Raw genomic sequence first — 14,028 nt, forward strand, 5'->3', positions numbered from 1 at the left:
CCCCCTTACCCTAACCCTCTCCCCATTGGGGAGAGGGGACCCGGCAACTCAGTACTCAACCACCACTTTCCCGCGCATATGCCCGTCCAGCACTTTACGATGTGCCTCACTGATGCTTTCCACGCTCAACCCGTGCAGTGTTTCGCTGAGCGAGCTTTCCACCACGCCGTTATCTACCAGCTTCGCCACCTCGTTTAAGATCTCGCCCTGGCGTGCCATATCGGCGGTCTGGTACATGCTGCGGGTGTACATAAACTCCCAGTGCAGCGCGGCGGATTTGGATTTGAGTTTGCTCTGATCCAGCGGGCCTTCGTTCTCGACGATGGTGCAGATGTGCCCCTGGGGCGCGATCAGGTCGCTCACCGCATCCCAGTGGCCGTCGGTATCATTGAGGATGAAAATATAATCCACAAAGGTGATGCCCTGTTTGGCCAGTTCGCCCTTCAGATCGCGGTAGTTCACTACCATGTCTGCACCGCGATCGAGGCACCACTGAGCCGAATCTTCCCGCGAGGCGGTAGCGATCAATTTTACCTTGCTGTTGTGCTTCGCAAAGGGGATCGCAAGCGATCCCACGCCGCCCGCACCACCGATGATCAACAGCGTTTTATCCTGCCCGCCATCCTGAATGTTCAGCCGCTCAAACAGCCCTTCCCATGCCGTCAGGGCGGTCAGTGGTAATGCAGCCGCAGCGGCCCAGCCCAGATTTGCGGGCTTATGCCCGACGATACGCGCGTCAATCAGCTGATGCGTGGTGTTGCTGCCCGGGCGGGTGATGTCACCTGCGTACCACACTTCATCTCCCGGCCTGAATCCGGTCACGTTTGCGCCCACTGATTTAACGATGCCGCTGGCATCCCAGCCAAGAATACGTGGGTCTTTCAGGCCATTTCTGGCAATGCCCGCGTGCACTTTGGTATCGACCGGGTTGATAGACACGGCTTTCACCTCGACCAGCAGGTCGTGTTCGCCGGGCTGTGGCATTGGCCGGGAAATTTCGATAAAAACAGCGGGGTTTTCTGGGTTAACGGCAATGGCTTTAACTGACATGGTGAGCTCCTCAATGGAATGCGTTTTGTTGAGGCTAGTCTATTAAGTGGTCAGTTGCGTGATAAGATGGACAATCAAGAACGAAGTGTTCGTACAGGGTGAACAATCATGTTTAAGCAGCTTCAGGATATGGCGCTGTTTGCGCTGGTGGCAGAAATGGGCAGCTTTACTGCGGCAGCGCAAAAGGCCGGGCTGCCAAAATCCAGCGTGAGCCAGCGTATCAGCCAGCTTGAACAGCAGGTGGGGATCAGGCTGTTGAACCGCACTACGCGCAAGCTCAACCTGACCTTTGCGGGCGAGCATTATCTGGTGCATTGCCGCGAGATGCTGGCGGCGAGTGAAAGGGCCGAGTACGCCATTCAGCGGCTGCGGGAAAACCCCAGCGGGCGGCTGCGGATCACAAGCCCGGCAGGGATTGGCGCGACGCTGCTGGCGCATATGAATGCTGAGTTCCAGTTACGCTACCCGGATGTCTCGCTGGATGTTTCTATCTCTGACGATGTGCTCGACCTGGTGGAGTCCGGGTTCGACGTGGCGCTGCGTACCGGCAAGCCGCAGGATTCCTCGCTGATTGGCCGCATGATTGGGCACTGCCCGCGCTATATGCTGGCCTCGCCCGGCTATCTGGCACAGAGGGAGCTGCTTAGCCATCCCCGTCAGCTGGTAGAGCATCGCTGTATTACCCATAAGTCGTGGTCAGAATGGCTGTTACAAAGCGAGAGCGAGGATTACCGCTATCTGCCGGATAACGCCCATATGACGGATAACCTGGTGTACGCCCGCGAATGTGCCATTGCCGGTGCCGGCATTACGCTGCTGCCTGCTTTTTTGCTTGAAGATAAGGTGGAAAAGGGGGCGTTGGTTAAGGTGCTGCCAGAGTGGAATGTTGAGGGGAATGACCTGTGGCTGGCCTATCCGAGCCGCAAGCTGAATTCGCCTGCGCTAATGAGCTATATCGACTTTGCGATGCAGTTTGATGAGGTGAAGCGGTTTTACGTGGGGAAATAAAAAAGCCGGGTGGCGCTAACGCTTACCCGGCCTACATACTGCACAATACCGTAGGCCGGGTAAGGCGAAGCCGCCACCCGGCAGTCGGGCACTTACTTAGCAATACGCTTGTACTTAATACGCTTCGGCTCCAGCGCGTCTGCGCCCAGCGTGCGTTTCTTGTACTCTTCGTATTCGGTGAAGTTACCTTCGAAGAACTCCACTTTACCTTCATCCTGGTAATCCAGAATGTGGGTCGCGATACGGTCAAGGAACCAACGGTCGTGCGAGATAACCATTGCACAGCCCGGGAACTCCAGCAGGGCGTTTTCCAGCGCGCGCAGGGTTTCGATGTCCAGGTCGTTGGTTGGTTCATCGAGCAGCAGAACGTTGCCGCCAACCTGCAACAGTTTTGCCAGATGCAGACGACCACGCTCACCACCGGACAGCTCGCCTACGCGTTTACCCTGGTCGGTGCCTTTGAAGTTAAAGCGGCCAACATAGGCGCGGCTTGGCATCTCGGTGTTACCGATACGCATGATATCCAGACCGCCGGACACTTCTTCCCACACGGTTTTGCTGTTATCCATCGCGTCACGGAACTGGTCAACGGAGGCCAGCTTCACGGTATCACCCAGGGTGATAGAACCGCTGTCAGGCTGTTCCTGGCCAGACATCATGCGGAACAGGGTGGATTTACCCGCGCCGTTCGGACCGATAATGCCCACGATGGCGCCTTTCGGTACGGAGAAGGTCAGGTCGTCGATCAGCAGACGGTCGCCGTAGGACTTACGCAGGCTGGTAACTTCAACCACTTTATCCCCCAGACGTGCTCCAGGCGGAATAAACAGTTCGTTGGTTTCGTTACGTTTCTGGTATTCGGTGTTGTTCAGCTCTTCGAAGCGTGCCAGACGGGCTTTGCCCTTAGACTGACGGCCTTTCGCGCCCTGACGAACCCACTCCAGCTCTTTCTCGATAGACTTGCGACGCGCCGCTTCAGCCGAAGCTTCCTGCGCCAGACGCTGATCTTTCTGCTCCAGCCAGGAGGAGTAGTTACCTTCCCACGGAATACCTTCACCACGGTCCAGCTCCAGGATCCAGCCTGCTACGTTGTCGAGGAAGTAACGGTCGTGGGTAATCGCCACAACGGTGCCTTCGAAGTCGTGCAGGAAGCGTTCCAGCCATGCCACGGATTCTGCATCCAGGTGGTTGGTTGGTTCGTCGAGCAGCAGCATGTCTGGTTTTTCCAGCAGCAGGCGGCACAGCGCTACGCGGCGGCGTTCACCACCGGACAGGTTCGCGATTTTCGCATCCCAGTCTGGCAGACGCAGTGCATCCGCAGCACGTTCCAGCTGCACGTTCAGGTTGTGGCCGTCGTGCGCCTGGATAATCTCTTCAAACTTACCTTGCTGTGCGGCCAGCTTATCGAAATCTGCATCCGGTTCAGCGTATTTAGCATACACCTCGTCCAGACCTTTCAGCGCGTTAACCACTTCGGATACCGCTTCTTCAACGGATTCACGGACAGTGTGTTCCGTGTTCAGCTGAGGCTCCTGCGGCAGGTAGCCGATTTTGATGCCAGGCTGCGGACGGGCTTCACCTTCGATGTCTGTATCGATGCCGGCCATGATGCGCAGCAGGGTGGACTTACCGGCACCGTTGAGACCCAGAACACCGATTTTTGCGCCCGGGAAGAAGCTCAGCGAGATATTTTTAAGAATATGACGTTTCGGCGGGACAACTTTGCCGACACGATGCATGGTATAAACGAATTGAGCCACGTTGGACTTCGCCTCTTTTATCGTAATGAAAATAGGTTTCAGCTGCGAAGTGTAGCCTTTTTCCCGGCCTAATCACAGCCAGGAACGTCAGGAGTGTTAAAACGCGCAAGAAAGGTAAAAAAGTGTCCATGACGTGGCGCGTTGCCGGATGCCTGGTTAGCATAAGTTGATTAGACTTTGACGTGGCAAGACGCTGCAATTGATGAAAAAACAATGAGGAAGAGCTTGTGGAAAAAGCCAAACAGGTGGTCTGGCGTCTGCTGGCTGCCAGCGTATGCGTGATGGCGGTAAGCCAGGCGGTACATGCCGATTCACTGGATGAACAACGTAACCGCTACGCGCAAATCAAGCAGGCGTGGGACAACAAGCAGATGGATACCGTGCAGGCCCTGATGCCAACACTCAAAGATTATCCGCTGTATCCGTATCTGGAGTATCGCCAGATTACGGACGATCTCATGAATCAACCGACGGTTACCGTGAATAACTTTATTCAGGCGAACCCAACCTTACCCCCGGCGCGCACCTTGCAGTCTCGTTTTGTGAACGAACTGGCGCGACGTGAAGACTGGCGCGGGCTGTTAGCGTTCAGCCCGGAAAAACCGACTACTACAGAAGCGCAGTGTAATTTCTACTACGCAAAATGGGCCACCGGGCAGCAGGAAGAGGCCTGGGCAGGGGCAAAAGATCTGTGGCTGACCGGGAAAAACCAGCCTAATGCCTGTGATTCCCTCTTTGGCGCCTGGCGCGCATCCGGCAAACAAGATCCCCTGGCCTATCTTGAGCGTATTCGTCTGGCGATGAAGGCCGGTAACACACGTCTGGTCACGACGCTTGCCGGGCAAATGCCGTCGGACTACCAGACCATTTCAACCGCGGTTATCGGTCTTGCGAACGATCCTAATTCGGTCATGACCTTTGCCCGTACTACCGGTGCCACCGATTTCACCCGCGAGATGGCGGCAGAGGCCTTTACCAGCGTAGCGCGTGACGATGTGGAAAACGCGCGGCTGATGATCCCGCAGCTGGTGCAGGCACAGCAGCTTAACGAAGAGCAAACCCAGGCGCTGCGCGATATTGTGGCGTGGCGATTGATGGGGACGGATGTTACTGACGAGCAGGCACGCTGGCGCGATGACGCGGTGATGCGTTCGAACTCAACCTCGCTGGTGGAGCGCCGCGTGCGGATGGCGCTGGGCAACGGCGATCGCCGCGGGCTAAATACCTGGCTGGCGCGTCTGCCAATGGATGCGAAAGAGAAAGATGAATGGCGCTACTGGCAGGCCGACCTGCTGCTGGAGCGGGGTCGTGATGATGAAGCAAAAGAGATCCTCCACTCTCTGATGCAGCAGCGCGGCTTCTACCCGATGGTTGCGGCGCAGCGTCTGGGCGAAGAGTACACCTTCCGCATCGACAAAGCGCCAGGCAACCCCAGTGCACAGCTGATTCAGGGGCCAGAAATGGCGCGCGTTCGTGAGCTGATGTACTGGAATATGGATAACACCGCGCGCAGTGAGTGGGCGAACCTGGTCACCAGCCGCACGACGGACGAAAAAGCGCAGCTGGCCCGCTATGCCTTTGATAATCACTGGTGGGATCTGAGCGTGCAGGCGACGATCGCCGGTAAGCTGTGGGATCATCTCGAGGAGCGTTTCCCGCTGGCGTATAAAGATCTGTTCGATCGCTATACCAGCGGCAAAGATATCCCGCAAAGCTATGCCATGGCGATCGCCCGTCAGGAGAGCGCCTGGAACCCGAAAGTGCGTTCACCGGTTGGGGCCAGCGGGCTGATGCAAATTATGCCGGGCACCGCCACGCACACCGTGAAGATGTTCAATATTCCAGGTTACAGCAATCCTGTCCAGCTGCTTGACCCGGATACCAACATCAACATCGGTACCAGCTATTTGCAGTATGTTTATCAGCAGTTTGGTAACAACCGCATCTTCTCTTCGGCGGCGTATAACGCCGGGCCGGGGCGTGTTCGAACCTGGCTTGGTAATAGTGCTGGTCGTATTGATGCCGTGGCGTTTGTCGAGAGTATTCCGTTCTCTGAAACCCGCGGATATGTGAAGAACGTTCTGGCTTATGATGCCTACTATCGCTACTTCATGGGGCAGAAAGATACCCTGATGAGCGATGCCGAGTGGCAGAGACGTTACTGATCGGCATGGGTTGTGTTATGCTGTACTCGCTAATGAGTACAACAGGCGGCATAACATGACCCAGCATTCCCCTTATTCATCGGCGATGGCCGAACAACGCAACCAGGAGTGGCTTCGTTTTGTGGAGTTGCTCCGTCAGTCTTATGCAGAAGATCTGCACTTACCGCTATTACAGTTGATGCTGACGCCCGACGAGCGTGAAGCTCTGGGCACGCGCGTGCGCATTATCGAAGAGTTACTGCGGGGCGAAATGAGCCAGCGCGAGCTGAAAAACGAGCTGGGCGCAGGTATCGCGACGATCACCCGTGGATCAAACAGCCTGAAGTCTGCGCCGGTTGAACTGCGCCACTGGCTTGAAGAGATATTGCTGAAAAACGCCGGATGACGGCTTCGCATTATCCGGCCGACACATTCAACGATAAATCGCGTTATGGAACGGGCTTAACGCCAGGATCACCGCCTGGTGGTACACGCCTGAACGCGTCAATGCGCCGGCGGTGAATACGCCAATTGCCCCTTCCTTACGACCAATCTCATCGATACCGGTGTACTGCGACATCACCGGCCCGAGCGCTTCGCCCGCACGCACTTTTTCCAGAATAATGGCCGGTAAGGGCAGCGTAGCCGAGCGTGCTTCGCCACTCAGTTCCCGGTTTTCGATAACCACCCAGCTGAATGTCGCGCCTTCGTCGATACCCGCTTCAATCGCGACCCAAAAGTCAGCATCAGGGCAAGCAGCCTTTGCATTGGCAACGCGATTTCGTGCGCCAGCGCGCGTTTCCTCGCTTCCAAACGGTTGTTCAGGGACACCGCTCTCGACGGATACGGCGTCAATATGGCAGGATCCTTCGCCGAAGATCTCTTCAAATGCCCTTAGAATTGCCTGAATTTTGGCAGGATTAGTGGTAGCAGAGACAACATGGTGCATAATTAAGCTCGATTCAAAAAAACTCATCGCAGTATAACGGAAAAAAAGCATGTTACAGGTATACCTTGTTCGCCACGGTGAAACGCAGTGGAACGCCGAGCGACGTATTCAAGGCCAGTCAGACAGTCCTCTCACCGACAAGGGTGTGCAACAAGCGTGGCAGGTGGCGGAACGCGCCAAAACGCTGGGCATTACTCACGTTATCGCAAGCGACTTAGGTCGCACACAACAGACAGCGCGTATTATCGCTGATGCCTGCGGCTGTGACGTTACTCTGGAGCCGCGCCTGCGCGAGCTGGATATGGGCGTGCTGGAAAAGCGCCATATCGATTCTCTGACTGAACAAGAAGAAGGCTGGCGTCGTACGCTTGTTAACGGTACCGAAGACGGTCGAATTCCTGAAGGTGAATCGATGCAGGAGCTGAGCGTGCGTATTCATGCTGCGCTGGCGGAGTGCCTGAAGCTCCCGGCCGGAAGCCGCCCGTTGCTGGTGAGCCACGGTATCGCGCTGGGCTGCCTGGTGAGTACGATTCTGGGTTTGCCTGCTTATGCGGAGCGCCGTTTGCGCCTGCGTAATTGCTCTATTTCCCGAATCGACTATCAGGAAAGTCAGTGGCTGGCGTCTGGCTGGATTGTGGAGATGGCAGGGGACATTTCGCATCTCGATGCCCCTGCACTGGATGAATTACAGCGTTAGTGCCTGATAGGGATTAAAAATTCCATCCGCAGATTGATTGGGCGTTCTTCCGGTTTTACATCGCTTGCCGGGTAGTAACGCTCAATATCCTGGCCTTTACGACGATTCAGATTCAGCATCGGCATACAGGTGCCGTAAACGGTCAGGATAAACTCCTGAACGCCCGTCCCCAGACCTTCATATGTGAACATGACGTACTCACCACCTTCCAGCACCACGGATTTAGAGCCCTGGATGTAGCCATTGGCCATATCCGGCGTTAACGCCGTGGTGTAGAACACTTCCTGCTCGTCGTCTTTTTCAAGACTAGGGTGCGTTTCGTTCAGGCCATAAAGCAGCGGAGGAATGGCGGGCGCATGGCTCAGGAAATCGCGCCAGAACTGTACGCGCATCTGGTGACGGAATTCGGAAATCTGCTCCAGAGAACAGGAGTAGCTTTGCGTTGTCCCAATCAGATGGGTTTCTGGCAGCGTAATGATTTCATATTTCGGCATAGCGAACTCGCCCAGACGCAGCGGCGGACGCATACCAAAAGAGCTCCAGTCAGGCGAGCGGCGATAGAGCGCTGGCGTCAACGAGAACTGTTTTTTAAAGGCGCGGGTGAAGGTTTGCTGTGAATCAAAACGGTATTGCAGTGCAATATCCAGAATCGGCCGCGCGGTAAGACGCAGCGCGACAGCAGACTTTGACAGACGACGTGCGCGAATATAAGCACCGATAGCATGACCGGTGACATCCTTGAACATCCTTTGCAGATGCCACTTGGAATAGCCTGCTTTTGCCGCCACATTATCCAGTGACAAAGGCTGGTCCAGATGACCTTCCAGCCAGGTAAGCAGATCGCGAATAATTCCAGCCTGATCCATATACTATCCTCATCCTTAAAACAGCAGGTGCCTGATAACAGGTTAGCGGATAATAGCATTTTTTGATGTTTTAGCATTCAGTGTTTTTTTTGCTCATTAATGCTTTTTGCCGCACATTATGGGTGAATATATTCTAATCCTGTGATCTTGCTACATTTTTATCTAACCTGTTGAATAATCGCTCAGCGTAATTTTAAAGAATGGTAACAATATGAAATACAAGACATTGATCTTAACCGCCGCCTTGCTGATGGTTGGCCGTGTGGCCCAGGCAGAACAGATTGGTTCTGTTGATACGGTGTTCAAAATGTTCGGCCCTGACCACAAAATCGTGGTGGAAGCCTTCGATGATCCTGACGTGAAAAACGTCACCTGCTATATCAGCCGGGCGAAAACGGGCGGTATTAAAGGCGGCCTGGGGCTGGCGGAAGATACTTCTGATGCGGCTATCTCGTGCCAGCAGGTCGGCCCGGTAGAGCTGAGTGATAAAATCAAAAACGGCAAAGCGCAGGGGGATGTGGTGTTCCAGAAACGCACGTCTCTGGTGTTCAAAAAGCTGCAAGTGGTGCGTTTTTATGATGCCAAACGCAACACCCTGGCGTACCTGGCGTACTCCGACAAAGTGGTGGAAGGGTCGCCGAAAAATGCGCTGAGCGCAGTGCCGATTATGCCGTGGCATTAATTCAGGGATGAATCATGCAACTACCTGTGGTCTGGCTGGTTGAAGACGAAATCAGCATCGCCGATACGCTTATCTACATGCTCCAGCAGGAAGGATTCACGGTGAAGGCGTTTGAGCGCGGTTTGCCGGTGCTGGAAGAGGCGCGGCGGCAGGTTCCCGCGCTGGCTATACTGGACGTCGGCCTGCCGGATATCAGCGGCTTTGAACTGTGTCGCCAGCTACTGGCGCTGCATCCGTCGCTGCCGGTGCTGTTTCTGACGGCACGCAGTGATGAAGTGGACAAGCTGCTCGGCCTGGAAATGGGTGCGGATGACTACGTGGCCAAACCCTTCTCGCCGCGTGAAGTGTGCGCCCGGGTAAGGACTATCCTGCGACGGATGCAAAAATCCGCCGCGCCCTCTGAAATCGTCCGAATCGGGCAGTTCGAGCTGAACGAGCCTGCGGCCCGAATCAGCTGGTGCGGAGAGCCTCTGCTGCTGACCCGCTACGAGTTCCTGCTGCTCAAAACCCTGTTGCAGGCACCGGGGCGCGTGTTTTCGCGCCAACAGCTCATGGATAAAGTCTGGGGTGACGACGGCGACAGTTTTGATCGTACCGTAGACACCCACATCAAAACCCTGCGTGCCAAGCTGCGGGCGGTAAATGACGCGCTTTCGCCCATCAGCACCCATCGCGGAATGGGTTACAGTCTGGGACTTTATTAATGCGCATTGGAATGCGGCTGCTGCTTGGATATTTCCTGATTGTCGCCATCGCCGCGTGGTTCGTGCTGTCGATCTTCGTCCAGGAAGTGAAGCCCGGCGTGCGCAGGGCAACGGAAGGCACCTTGATCGATACCGCAACGTTGCTGGCCGAAGTCGGGCGGGATGATTTGCTTTCGGGTGATGCACAGCGGGGCAAACTGGCGCAGGCGTTTTCACAGCTTCATCAGCAGCCTTTTCGCGCCAACATCGGCGGCATTCACAAAGTCCGCAACGAATATCATGTCTACATGACCGACGCGCAGGGCAGGGTGGTGTTTGATTCCGCCGGTCTGGCCGTAGGGAAAGATTACTCCCGCTGGAACGACGTCTGGCTGACGCTTCGTGGTGAATACGGTGCGCGCAGTACCCTGAGCAACCCTGACGACCCGGAGAGTACGGTGATGTACGTTGCCGCGCCGGTCAGGGATCAGGGCAAGATTATCGGCGTGCTCTCGGTCGGGAAGCCGAATATGGCAATGGCTCCCGTGATCCACCGTAGTGAACGGCGAATACTGTGGGCTGGTGGCGCGCTGCTCGGCATTGCGTTGCTGATTGGTCTGGTGGTGGCAGGGTGGATTAACCGTTCTATCGGCACCCTGTCACGCTATGCTGACTCGGTGACCACCGATGCGCCGCTGCCGTTACCCAACCCGGGCAGCAGTGAACTGCGCAAGCTGGCGCAGGCTCTGGAAAATATGCGCATCCGTCTGGAGGGGAAAAACTACATTGAACACTATGTCCATGCGCTCACCCACGAGCTGAAAAGCCCGATTGCCGCCATTCGTGGGGCGGCAGAAATTCTCACGGAGCAACCGCCGCCGCAGGTGGCCGCGCGGTTTATTGACAATATCCTGGTGCAAAACGCGCGTATGCAGTCGCTGGTTGAAAAGCTGCTCACGCAGGCGCGGCTTGAAAACCGGGTGGAGATTGTGCCGGTAAGCGTCAGTGTCGATATGCTGTTTACGCGCCTCGCTGACACGCGCACCGCACTGCTGGCGGCGAAAAATATAACGCTTATCTGTGACAACACTTCCCTCAGTGTCGCGGGCGATCCGGACCTGCTCGAACAGGCGCTGGGCAATTTACTGGATAACGCTATCGATTTTACACCGCCGGGTGGCGTCATTAGCCTGATTGCGCGCGAAGTACAAAAGCAGGTGCAGCTTATCGTGACCGATAGCGGAAACGGGATCCCGGACTATGCGCTGGCGCGCGTTTTTGAACGCTTCTATTCACTGCCGCGGGATAACGGGCTGAAAAGTAGCGGACTGGGGCTGGCATTTGTTCAGGAGGTGGCGCGTCTGCATCAGGGCGAGATAACGTTGCACAACCGGGAAGAGGGCGGCGCTATTGCGACGCTGACACTTCACCCTCACTTCACATAACTTCAAACTGGCCGCACATAGCCTCGTTACGCTCTCTTCATCACAAAGGAGACGTAATGATGAAATCCCCCCTGTTCTGGAAAGTAAGCACCCTGCTGGGGTGCATCCTGCTGCTGTTAGTTCCATTGTTTATGGTCAGCAACCTGATTTCGGAGCGCGAGAACTACCGCAATGACGTTGAAAATACCCTTCGCCAAAGCACCAGCGGACCGCAAAAACTGGTCGGCCCGCTGATTGCCATTCCGGTCACGGAGATTTTTTTCAAGCCAGAAGATGAGAAGCAGGTTGAATACAAGAAAAGTTATCTGCATTTCATTTTGCCGGAGTCCCTGCTTATTGATGGCAATCAGCACGTTGAGTCCAGGAGCATCGGCATTTATGACGGGCAGATCTGGAATACGGACCTGAAAATTAAAGCGCAATTCTCAACAGAAAAAATGGCGCAGCTGAAAGGGGAAACCATGACCCTCGGACAGCCATTTATCATGGTCGGTGTTGGGGATTCTCGCGGAATTGGTACAGTGAACGTGTCAAAAATTAACGGAGAGACGCTGAACGTAGAGCCGGGGTCGGGCGCTTACGGGGCACTTTCCGGTATCCATATCCCGCTGACGGATAAAGCGCTGGAAGCGAAAACCTTTACGCTGGAGATGTCGCTGAATCTGGCCGGGACCGGCAGTTTTGCCGTGGTGCCGGTAGGTCGTAACAGTGAATTGACGCTCACCAGCAACTGGCCGCATCCGGGATTTATGGGTGATTACCTGCCGGTTAAGCACACGATTAGCGAAACGGGTTTCCAGGCGAACTGGCAGAGCAGCTGGTTTGCAAACAATATGGAGAACTGGTTTAGCGAACAACCGTCACCCGAATGGCGCGGCATTCCGGCTTTCAGCGTCACGGTGGCTACGCCTGCGGATCAATACCAGTTGACCGACCGCGCCGTGAAGTACGCGATTTTACTGATTGCACTGACGTTTATGGCCTTCTTTGTCTTCGAAACCTTAACCGGTCTGCGTCTGCATCCGATGCAGTACCTGCTGGTGGGGCTCTCACTGGTGCTGTTCTATCTGGTGTTGCTGGCGTTGTCTGAGCATGTCGGGTTTGGCCCCGCATGGATTATTGCAAGCCTGGTGGGTGCGGCGATGAACGGGATGTATTTGCAGGCGGTACTGAAAAGCTGGCAGAGAAGTGGGGTGTTTGTCCTGGCATTGCTGGGGCTGGATATGGTGATGTGGGTCCTGCTGCGTTCAGAAGACAGCGCGCTGCTGCTGGGGTCTGCGGTTCTGGCGCTTGCACTGTTCGCGGTGATGTATCTGACGCGCCACTTCGACTGGTACTCGCTTTCTCAACCTAAGCATCTGAAGCCGCCTGTTGAGCCGGATGATGAAGCGATGCGGATCTGGAAATAAAAAAAAACGGCGCGTTAAGCGCCGTTTTTTAATGCGTTATATACAGGATCACTCCTGTAAGTCACCGCAGAAACGATAGCCTTCACCATGGATGGTGGCGATGATTTCCGGTGTATCTGGCGTTGATTCGAAGTGTTTACGAATACGACGGATAGTCACATCGACGGTACGGTCATGAGGCTTCAGCTCGCGACCGGTCATTTTCTTCAGCAGCTCAGCACGGGACTGGATCTTGCCTGGGTTTTCGCAGAAGTGCAGCATGGCGCGGAATTCACTGCGCGGCAGCTTGTACTGCTCACCGTTCGGGCTGATCAGGGAACGGCTGTTGATATCGAGTTCCCAGCCATTAAATTTGTAGCTGTCTACGCTACGACGCTCTTCGCTGACCGTACCCAGGTTCATGGTGCGGGACAGCAGGTTGCGTGCACGAATGGTTAACTCGCGAGGATTAAACGGTTTGGTGATATAGTCATCCGCACCGATTTCCAGGCCAAGAATTTTATCAACTTCGTTGTCACGGCCTGTCAGGAACATTAACGCAACGTTCGCCTGTTCACGCAGTTCGCGCGCCAGAAGAAGGCCGTTTTTGCCCGGCAGGTTGATATCCATAATGACCAGGTTGATATCATTTTCAGAAAGGATCTGATGCATCTCTGCGCCATCGGTCGCTTCAAAGACATCGTAGCCTTCTGCTTCGAAAATGCTCTTTAACGTGTTGCGTGTTACCAACTCGTCTTCAACGATAAGAATGTGCGGGGTCTGCATGTTTGCTACCTAAATTGCCAACTAAATCGAAACAGGAAGTACAAAAGTCCCTGACCTGCCTGATGCATGTCGCAAATTAACATGACCGGCCTAACGTGACTAAAGTACGTAATTGCGTTCTTGATGCACTTTCCATCAACGTCAACAACATCATTAGCTTGGTCGTGGGTGCTTTCCCTTTGGACCCGACAGTGTCAAAAACGGCTGTCATCCTAACCATTTTAACAGCAACATAACAGGCTAAGTGACACCGGACACCCAATAAAACTACGCTTCGTTGACATATATCAAGTTCAATTGTAGCACGTTAACAGTTTGATGAAATCATCGTATCTGAATGCTAGCCTTTGTCACAATTTTTCAATAAACCAACTAGTTGCGGACATTGATTGATAAACAACACGAATCCAATCATTAAAGGGTATTCACACGGCCATTATCATTACAAAACATAAGGATAAGTGGGTTCTGTTAACATTCTAACTGATTGTTCAGTCACAAAATAGTTTAGCGATTTTAATTTGTTAAGAAACGCTATTTCGGTGATTTGTGTTGCAAATTTGTAAATTC

The 14,028-nt window shown here is 54.6% G+C and carries 14 protein-coding genes; 9 read left to right on the plus strand and 5 right to left on the minus strand.

Going from position 1 to position 14,028, the window contains the following annotated elements; genetic code table 11:
* Positions 1-48: 48 nt before the first annotated feature.
* The gene (locus N1249_RS03165) at positions 49-1,050 is read right to left on the minus strand and encodes a zinc-binding alcohol dehydrogenase family protein (protein WP_259834504.1); all 1,002 of its coding nucleotides are present in this window, start codon (positions 1,048-1,050) and stop codon (positions 49-51) included.
* Between the two features lie 108 nt (positions 1,051-1,158).
* Here N1249_RS03165 and N1249_RS03170 point away from each other — a divergent pair, with 108 nt between their 5' ends.
* Entirely contained in the window at positions 1,159-2,058 is a 900-nt protein-coding gene (locus tag N1249_RS03170; RefSeq protein ID WP_259834507.1) for a LysR family transcriptional regulator, read from the plus strand.
* Between the two features lie 92 nt (positions 2,059-2,150).
* Here N1249_RS03170 and ettA read toward each other — a convergent pair whose 3' ends face one another.
* Positions 2,151-3,818, minus strand: a complete 1,668-nt coding sequence (gene ettA / locus N1249_RS03175; RefSeq protein ID WP_259834510.1) for an energy-dependent translational throttle protein EttA — start codon at positions 3,816-3,818, stop codon at positions 2,151-2,153.
* A gap of 227 nt (positions 3,819-4,045) precedes the next feature.
* On the opposite strand from ettA, the gene sltY reads away from it, so the two are divergent.
* Entirely contained in the window at positions 4,046-5,983 is a 1,938-nt protein-coding gene (gene sltY / locus N1249_RS03180) for a murein transglycosylase (RefSeq protein WP_259834512.1), read from the plus strand.
* 55 nt (positions 5,984-6,038) lie between these two features.
* Positions 6,039-6,368 carry a trp operon repressor gene (gene trpR, locus N1249_RS03185; RefSeq protein WP_259834514.1) on the plus strand — a complete coding sequence of 110 codons (330 nt, stop codon included), beginning with the start codon at positions 6,039-6,041 and terminating at the stop codon, positions 6,366-6,368.
* A 27-nt stretch (positions 6,369-6,395) separates the two neighbouring features.
* On the opposite strand, the gene yjjX is transcribed toward trpR, so the two are convergent.
* Positions 6,396-6,911 carry an inosine/xanthosine triphosphatase gene (yjjX, locus tag N1249_RS03190; protein ID WP_259834516.1) on the minus strand — a complete coding sequence of 172 codons (516 nt, stop codon included), beginning with the start codon at positions 6,909-6,911 and terminating at the stop codon, positions 6,396-6,398.
* A 49-nt stretch (positions 6,912-6,960) separates the two neighbouring features.
* Between yjjX and gpmB the strand changes: the two genes are divergently transcribed.
* Entirely contained in the window at positions 6,961-7,608 is a 648-nt protein-coding gene (gene gpmB / locus N1249_RS03195) for a 2,3-diphosphoglycerate-dependent phosphoglycerate mutase GpmB (RefSeq protein ID WP_259834519.1), read from the plus strand.
* On the opposite strand, the gene robA is transcribed toward gpmB, so the two are convergent.
* Positions 7,605-8,474 (minus strand): MDR efflux pump AcrAB transcriptional activator RobA, encoded by an 870-nt coding sequence (gene robA, locus N1249_RS03200; RefSeq protein WP_217187659.1) that lies wholly within the window; start codon positions 8,472-8,474, stop codon positions 7,605-7,607. The two genes, gpmB and robA, sit on opposite strands and share 4 nt — an antisense overlap.
* Positions 8,475-8,685: 211 nt before the next feature.
* Here robA and creA point away from each other — a divergent pair, with 211 nt between their 5' ends.
* The 4 genes from creA to creD are packed head-to-tail and all read left to right on the plus strand — an operon-like array spanning position 8,686 to position 12,693.
* Positions 8,686-9,156, plus strand: coding sequence for a protein CreA (gene creA / locus N1249_RS03205; RefSeq protein ID WP_014068820.1), 471 nt, complete (start codon positions 8,686-8,688; stop codon positions 9,154-9,156).
* 14 nt (positions 9,157-9,170) lie between these two features.
* Positions 9,171-9,860 carry a two-component system response regulator CreB gene (gene creB, locus N1249_RS03210; RefSeq protein WP_259834523.1) on the plus strand — a complete coding sequence of 230 codons (690 nt, stop codon included), beginning with the start codon at positions 9,171-9,173 and terminating at the stop codon, positions 9,858-9,860.
* Positions 9,860-11,284: a two-component system sensor histidine kinase CreC gene (gene creC / locus N1249_RS03215; RefSeq protein WP_259834526.1), complete on the plus strand. Its 1,425-nt coding sequence runs from the start codon at positions 9,860-9,862 to the stop codon at positions 11,282-11,284. The genes creB and creC overlap by 1 nt, the downstream gene beginning before the upstream one ends.
* A gap of 56 nt (positions 11,285-11,340) precedes the next feature.
* Complete coding sequence (gene creD / locus N1249_RS03220; protein WP_259834529.1) at positions 11,341-12,693, plus strand: cell envelope integrity protein CreD; 1,353 nt, start codon at positions 11,341-11,343, stop codon at positions 12,691-12,693.
* 48 nt (positions 12,694-12,741) lie between these two features.
* On the opposite strand, the gene arcA is transcribed toward creD, so the two are convergent.
* Positions 12,742-13,458: a two-component system response regulator ArcA gene (arcA, locus tag N1249_RS03225; protein ID WP_003856501.1), complete on the minus strand. Its 717-nt coding sequence runs from the start codon at positions 13,456-13,458 to the stop codon at positions 12,742-12,744.
* 95 nt (positions 13,459-13,553) lie between these two features.
* Here arcA and yjjY point away from each other — a divergent pair, with 95 nt between their 5' ends.
* Positions 13,554-13,694: a protein YjjY gene (yjjY, locus tag N1249_RS03230; protein ID WP_085938930.1), complete on the plus strand. Its 141-nt coding sequence runs from the start codon at positions 13,554-13,556 to the stop codon at positions 13,692-13,694.
* The last annotated feature ends 334 nt before the right edge of the window (positions 13,695-14,028 follow it).

The sequence above is a fragment of the Enterobacter sp. CP102 genome, assembly GCF_025152625.1.
GTDB lineage: Bacteria > Pseudomonadota > Gammaproteobacteria > Enterobacterales > Enterobacteriaceae > Enterobacter > Enterobacter soli.

What these genes read in the sequence shown, in the direction of transcription:
- N1249_RS03165 (WP_259834504.1), bottom strand. Translation starts at nt 1,050, where the DNA reads ATGTCAGTTAAAGCCATTGCCGTTAACCCAGAAAACCCCGCTGTTTTT.
- N1249_RS03170 (WP_259834507.1), top strand. Translation starts at nt 1,159, where the DNA reads ATGTTTAAGCAGCTTCAGGATATGGCGCTGTTTGCGCTGGTGGCAGAA.
- trpR (WP_259834514.1), top strand. Translation starts at nt 6,039, where the DNA reads ATGACCCAGCATTCCCCTTATTCATCGGCGATGGCCGAACAACGCAAC.
- yjjX (WP_259834516.1), bottom strand. Translation starts at nt 6,911, where the DNA reads ATGCACCATGTTGTCTCTGCTACCACTAATCCTGCCAAAATTCAGGCA.
- gpmB (WP_259834519.1), top strand. Translation starts at nt 6,961, where the DNA reads ATGTTACAGGTATACCTTGTTCGCCACGGTGAAACGCAGTGGAACGCC.
- robA (WP_217187659.1), bottom strand. Translation starts at nt 8,474, where the DNA reads ATGGATCAGGCTGGAATTATTCGCGATCTGCTTACCTGGCTGGAAGGT.
- creA (WP_014068820.1), top strand. Translation starts at nt 8,686, where the DNA reads ATGAAATACAAGACATTGATCTTAACCGCCGCCTTGCTGATGGTTGGC.
- creB (WP_259834523.1), top strand. Translation starts at nt 9,171, where the DNA reads ATGCAACTACCTGTGGTCTGGCTGGTTGAAGACGAAATCAGCATCGCC.
- creC (WP_259834526.1), top strand. Translation starts at nt 9,860, where the DNA reads ATGCGCATTGGAATGCGGCTGCTGCTTGGATATTTCCTGATTGTCGCC.
- creD (WP_259834529.1), top strand. Translation starts at nt 11,341, where the DNA reads ATGATGAAATCCCCCCTGTTCTGGAAAGTAAGCACCCTGCTGGGGTGC.
- arcA (WP_003856501.1), bottom strand. Translation starts at nt 13,458, where the DNA reads ATGCAGACCCCGCACATTCTTATCGTTGAAGACGAGTTGGTAACACGC.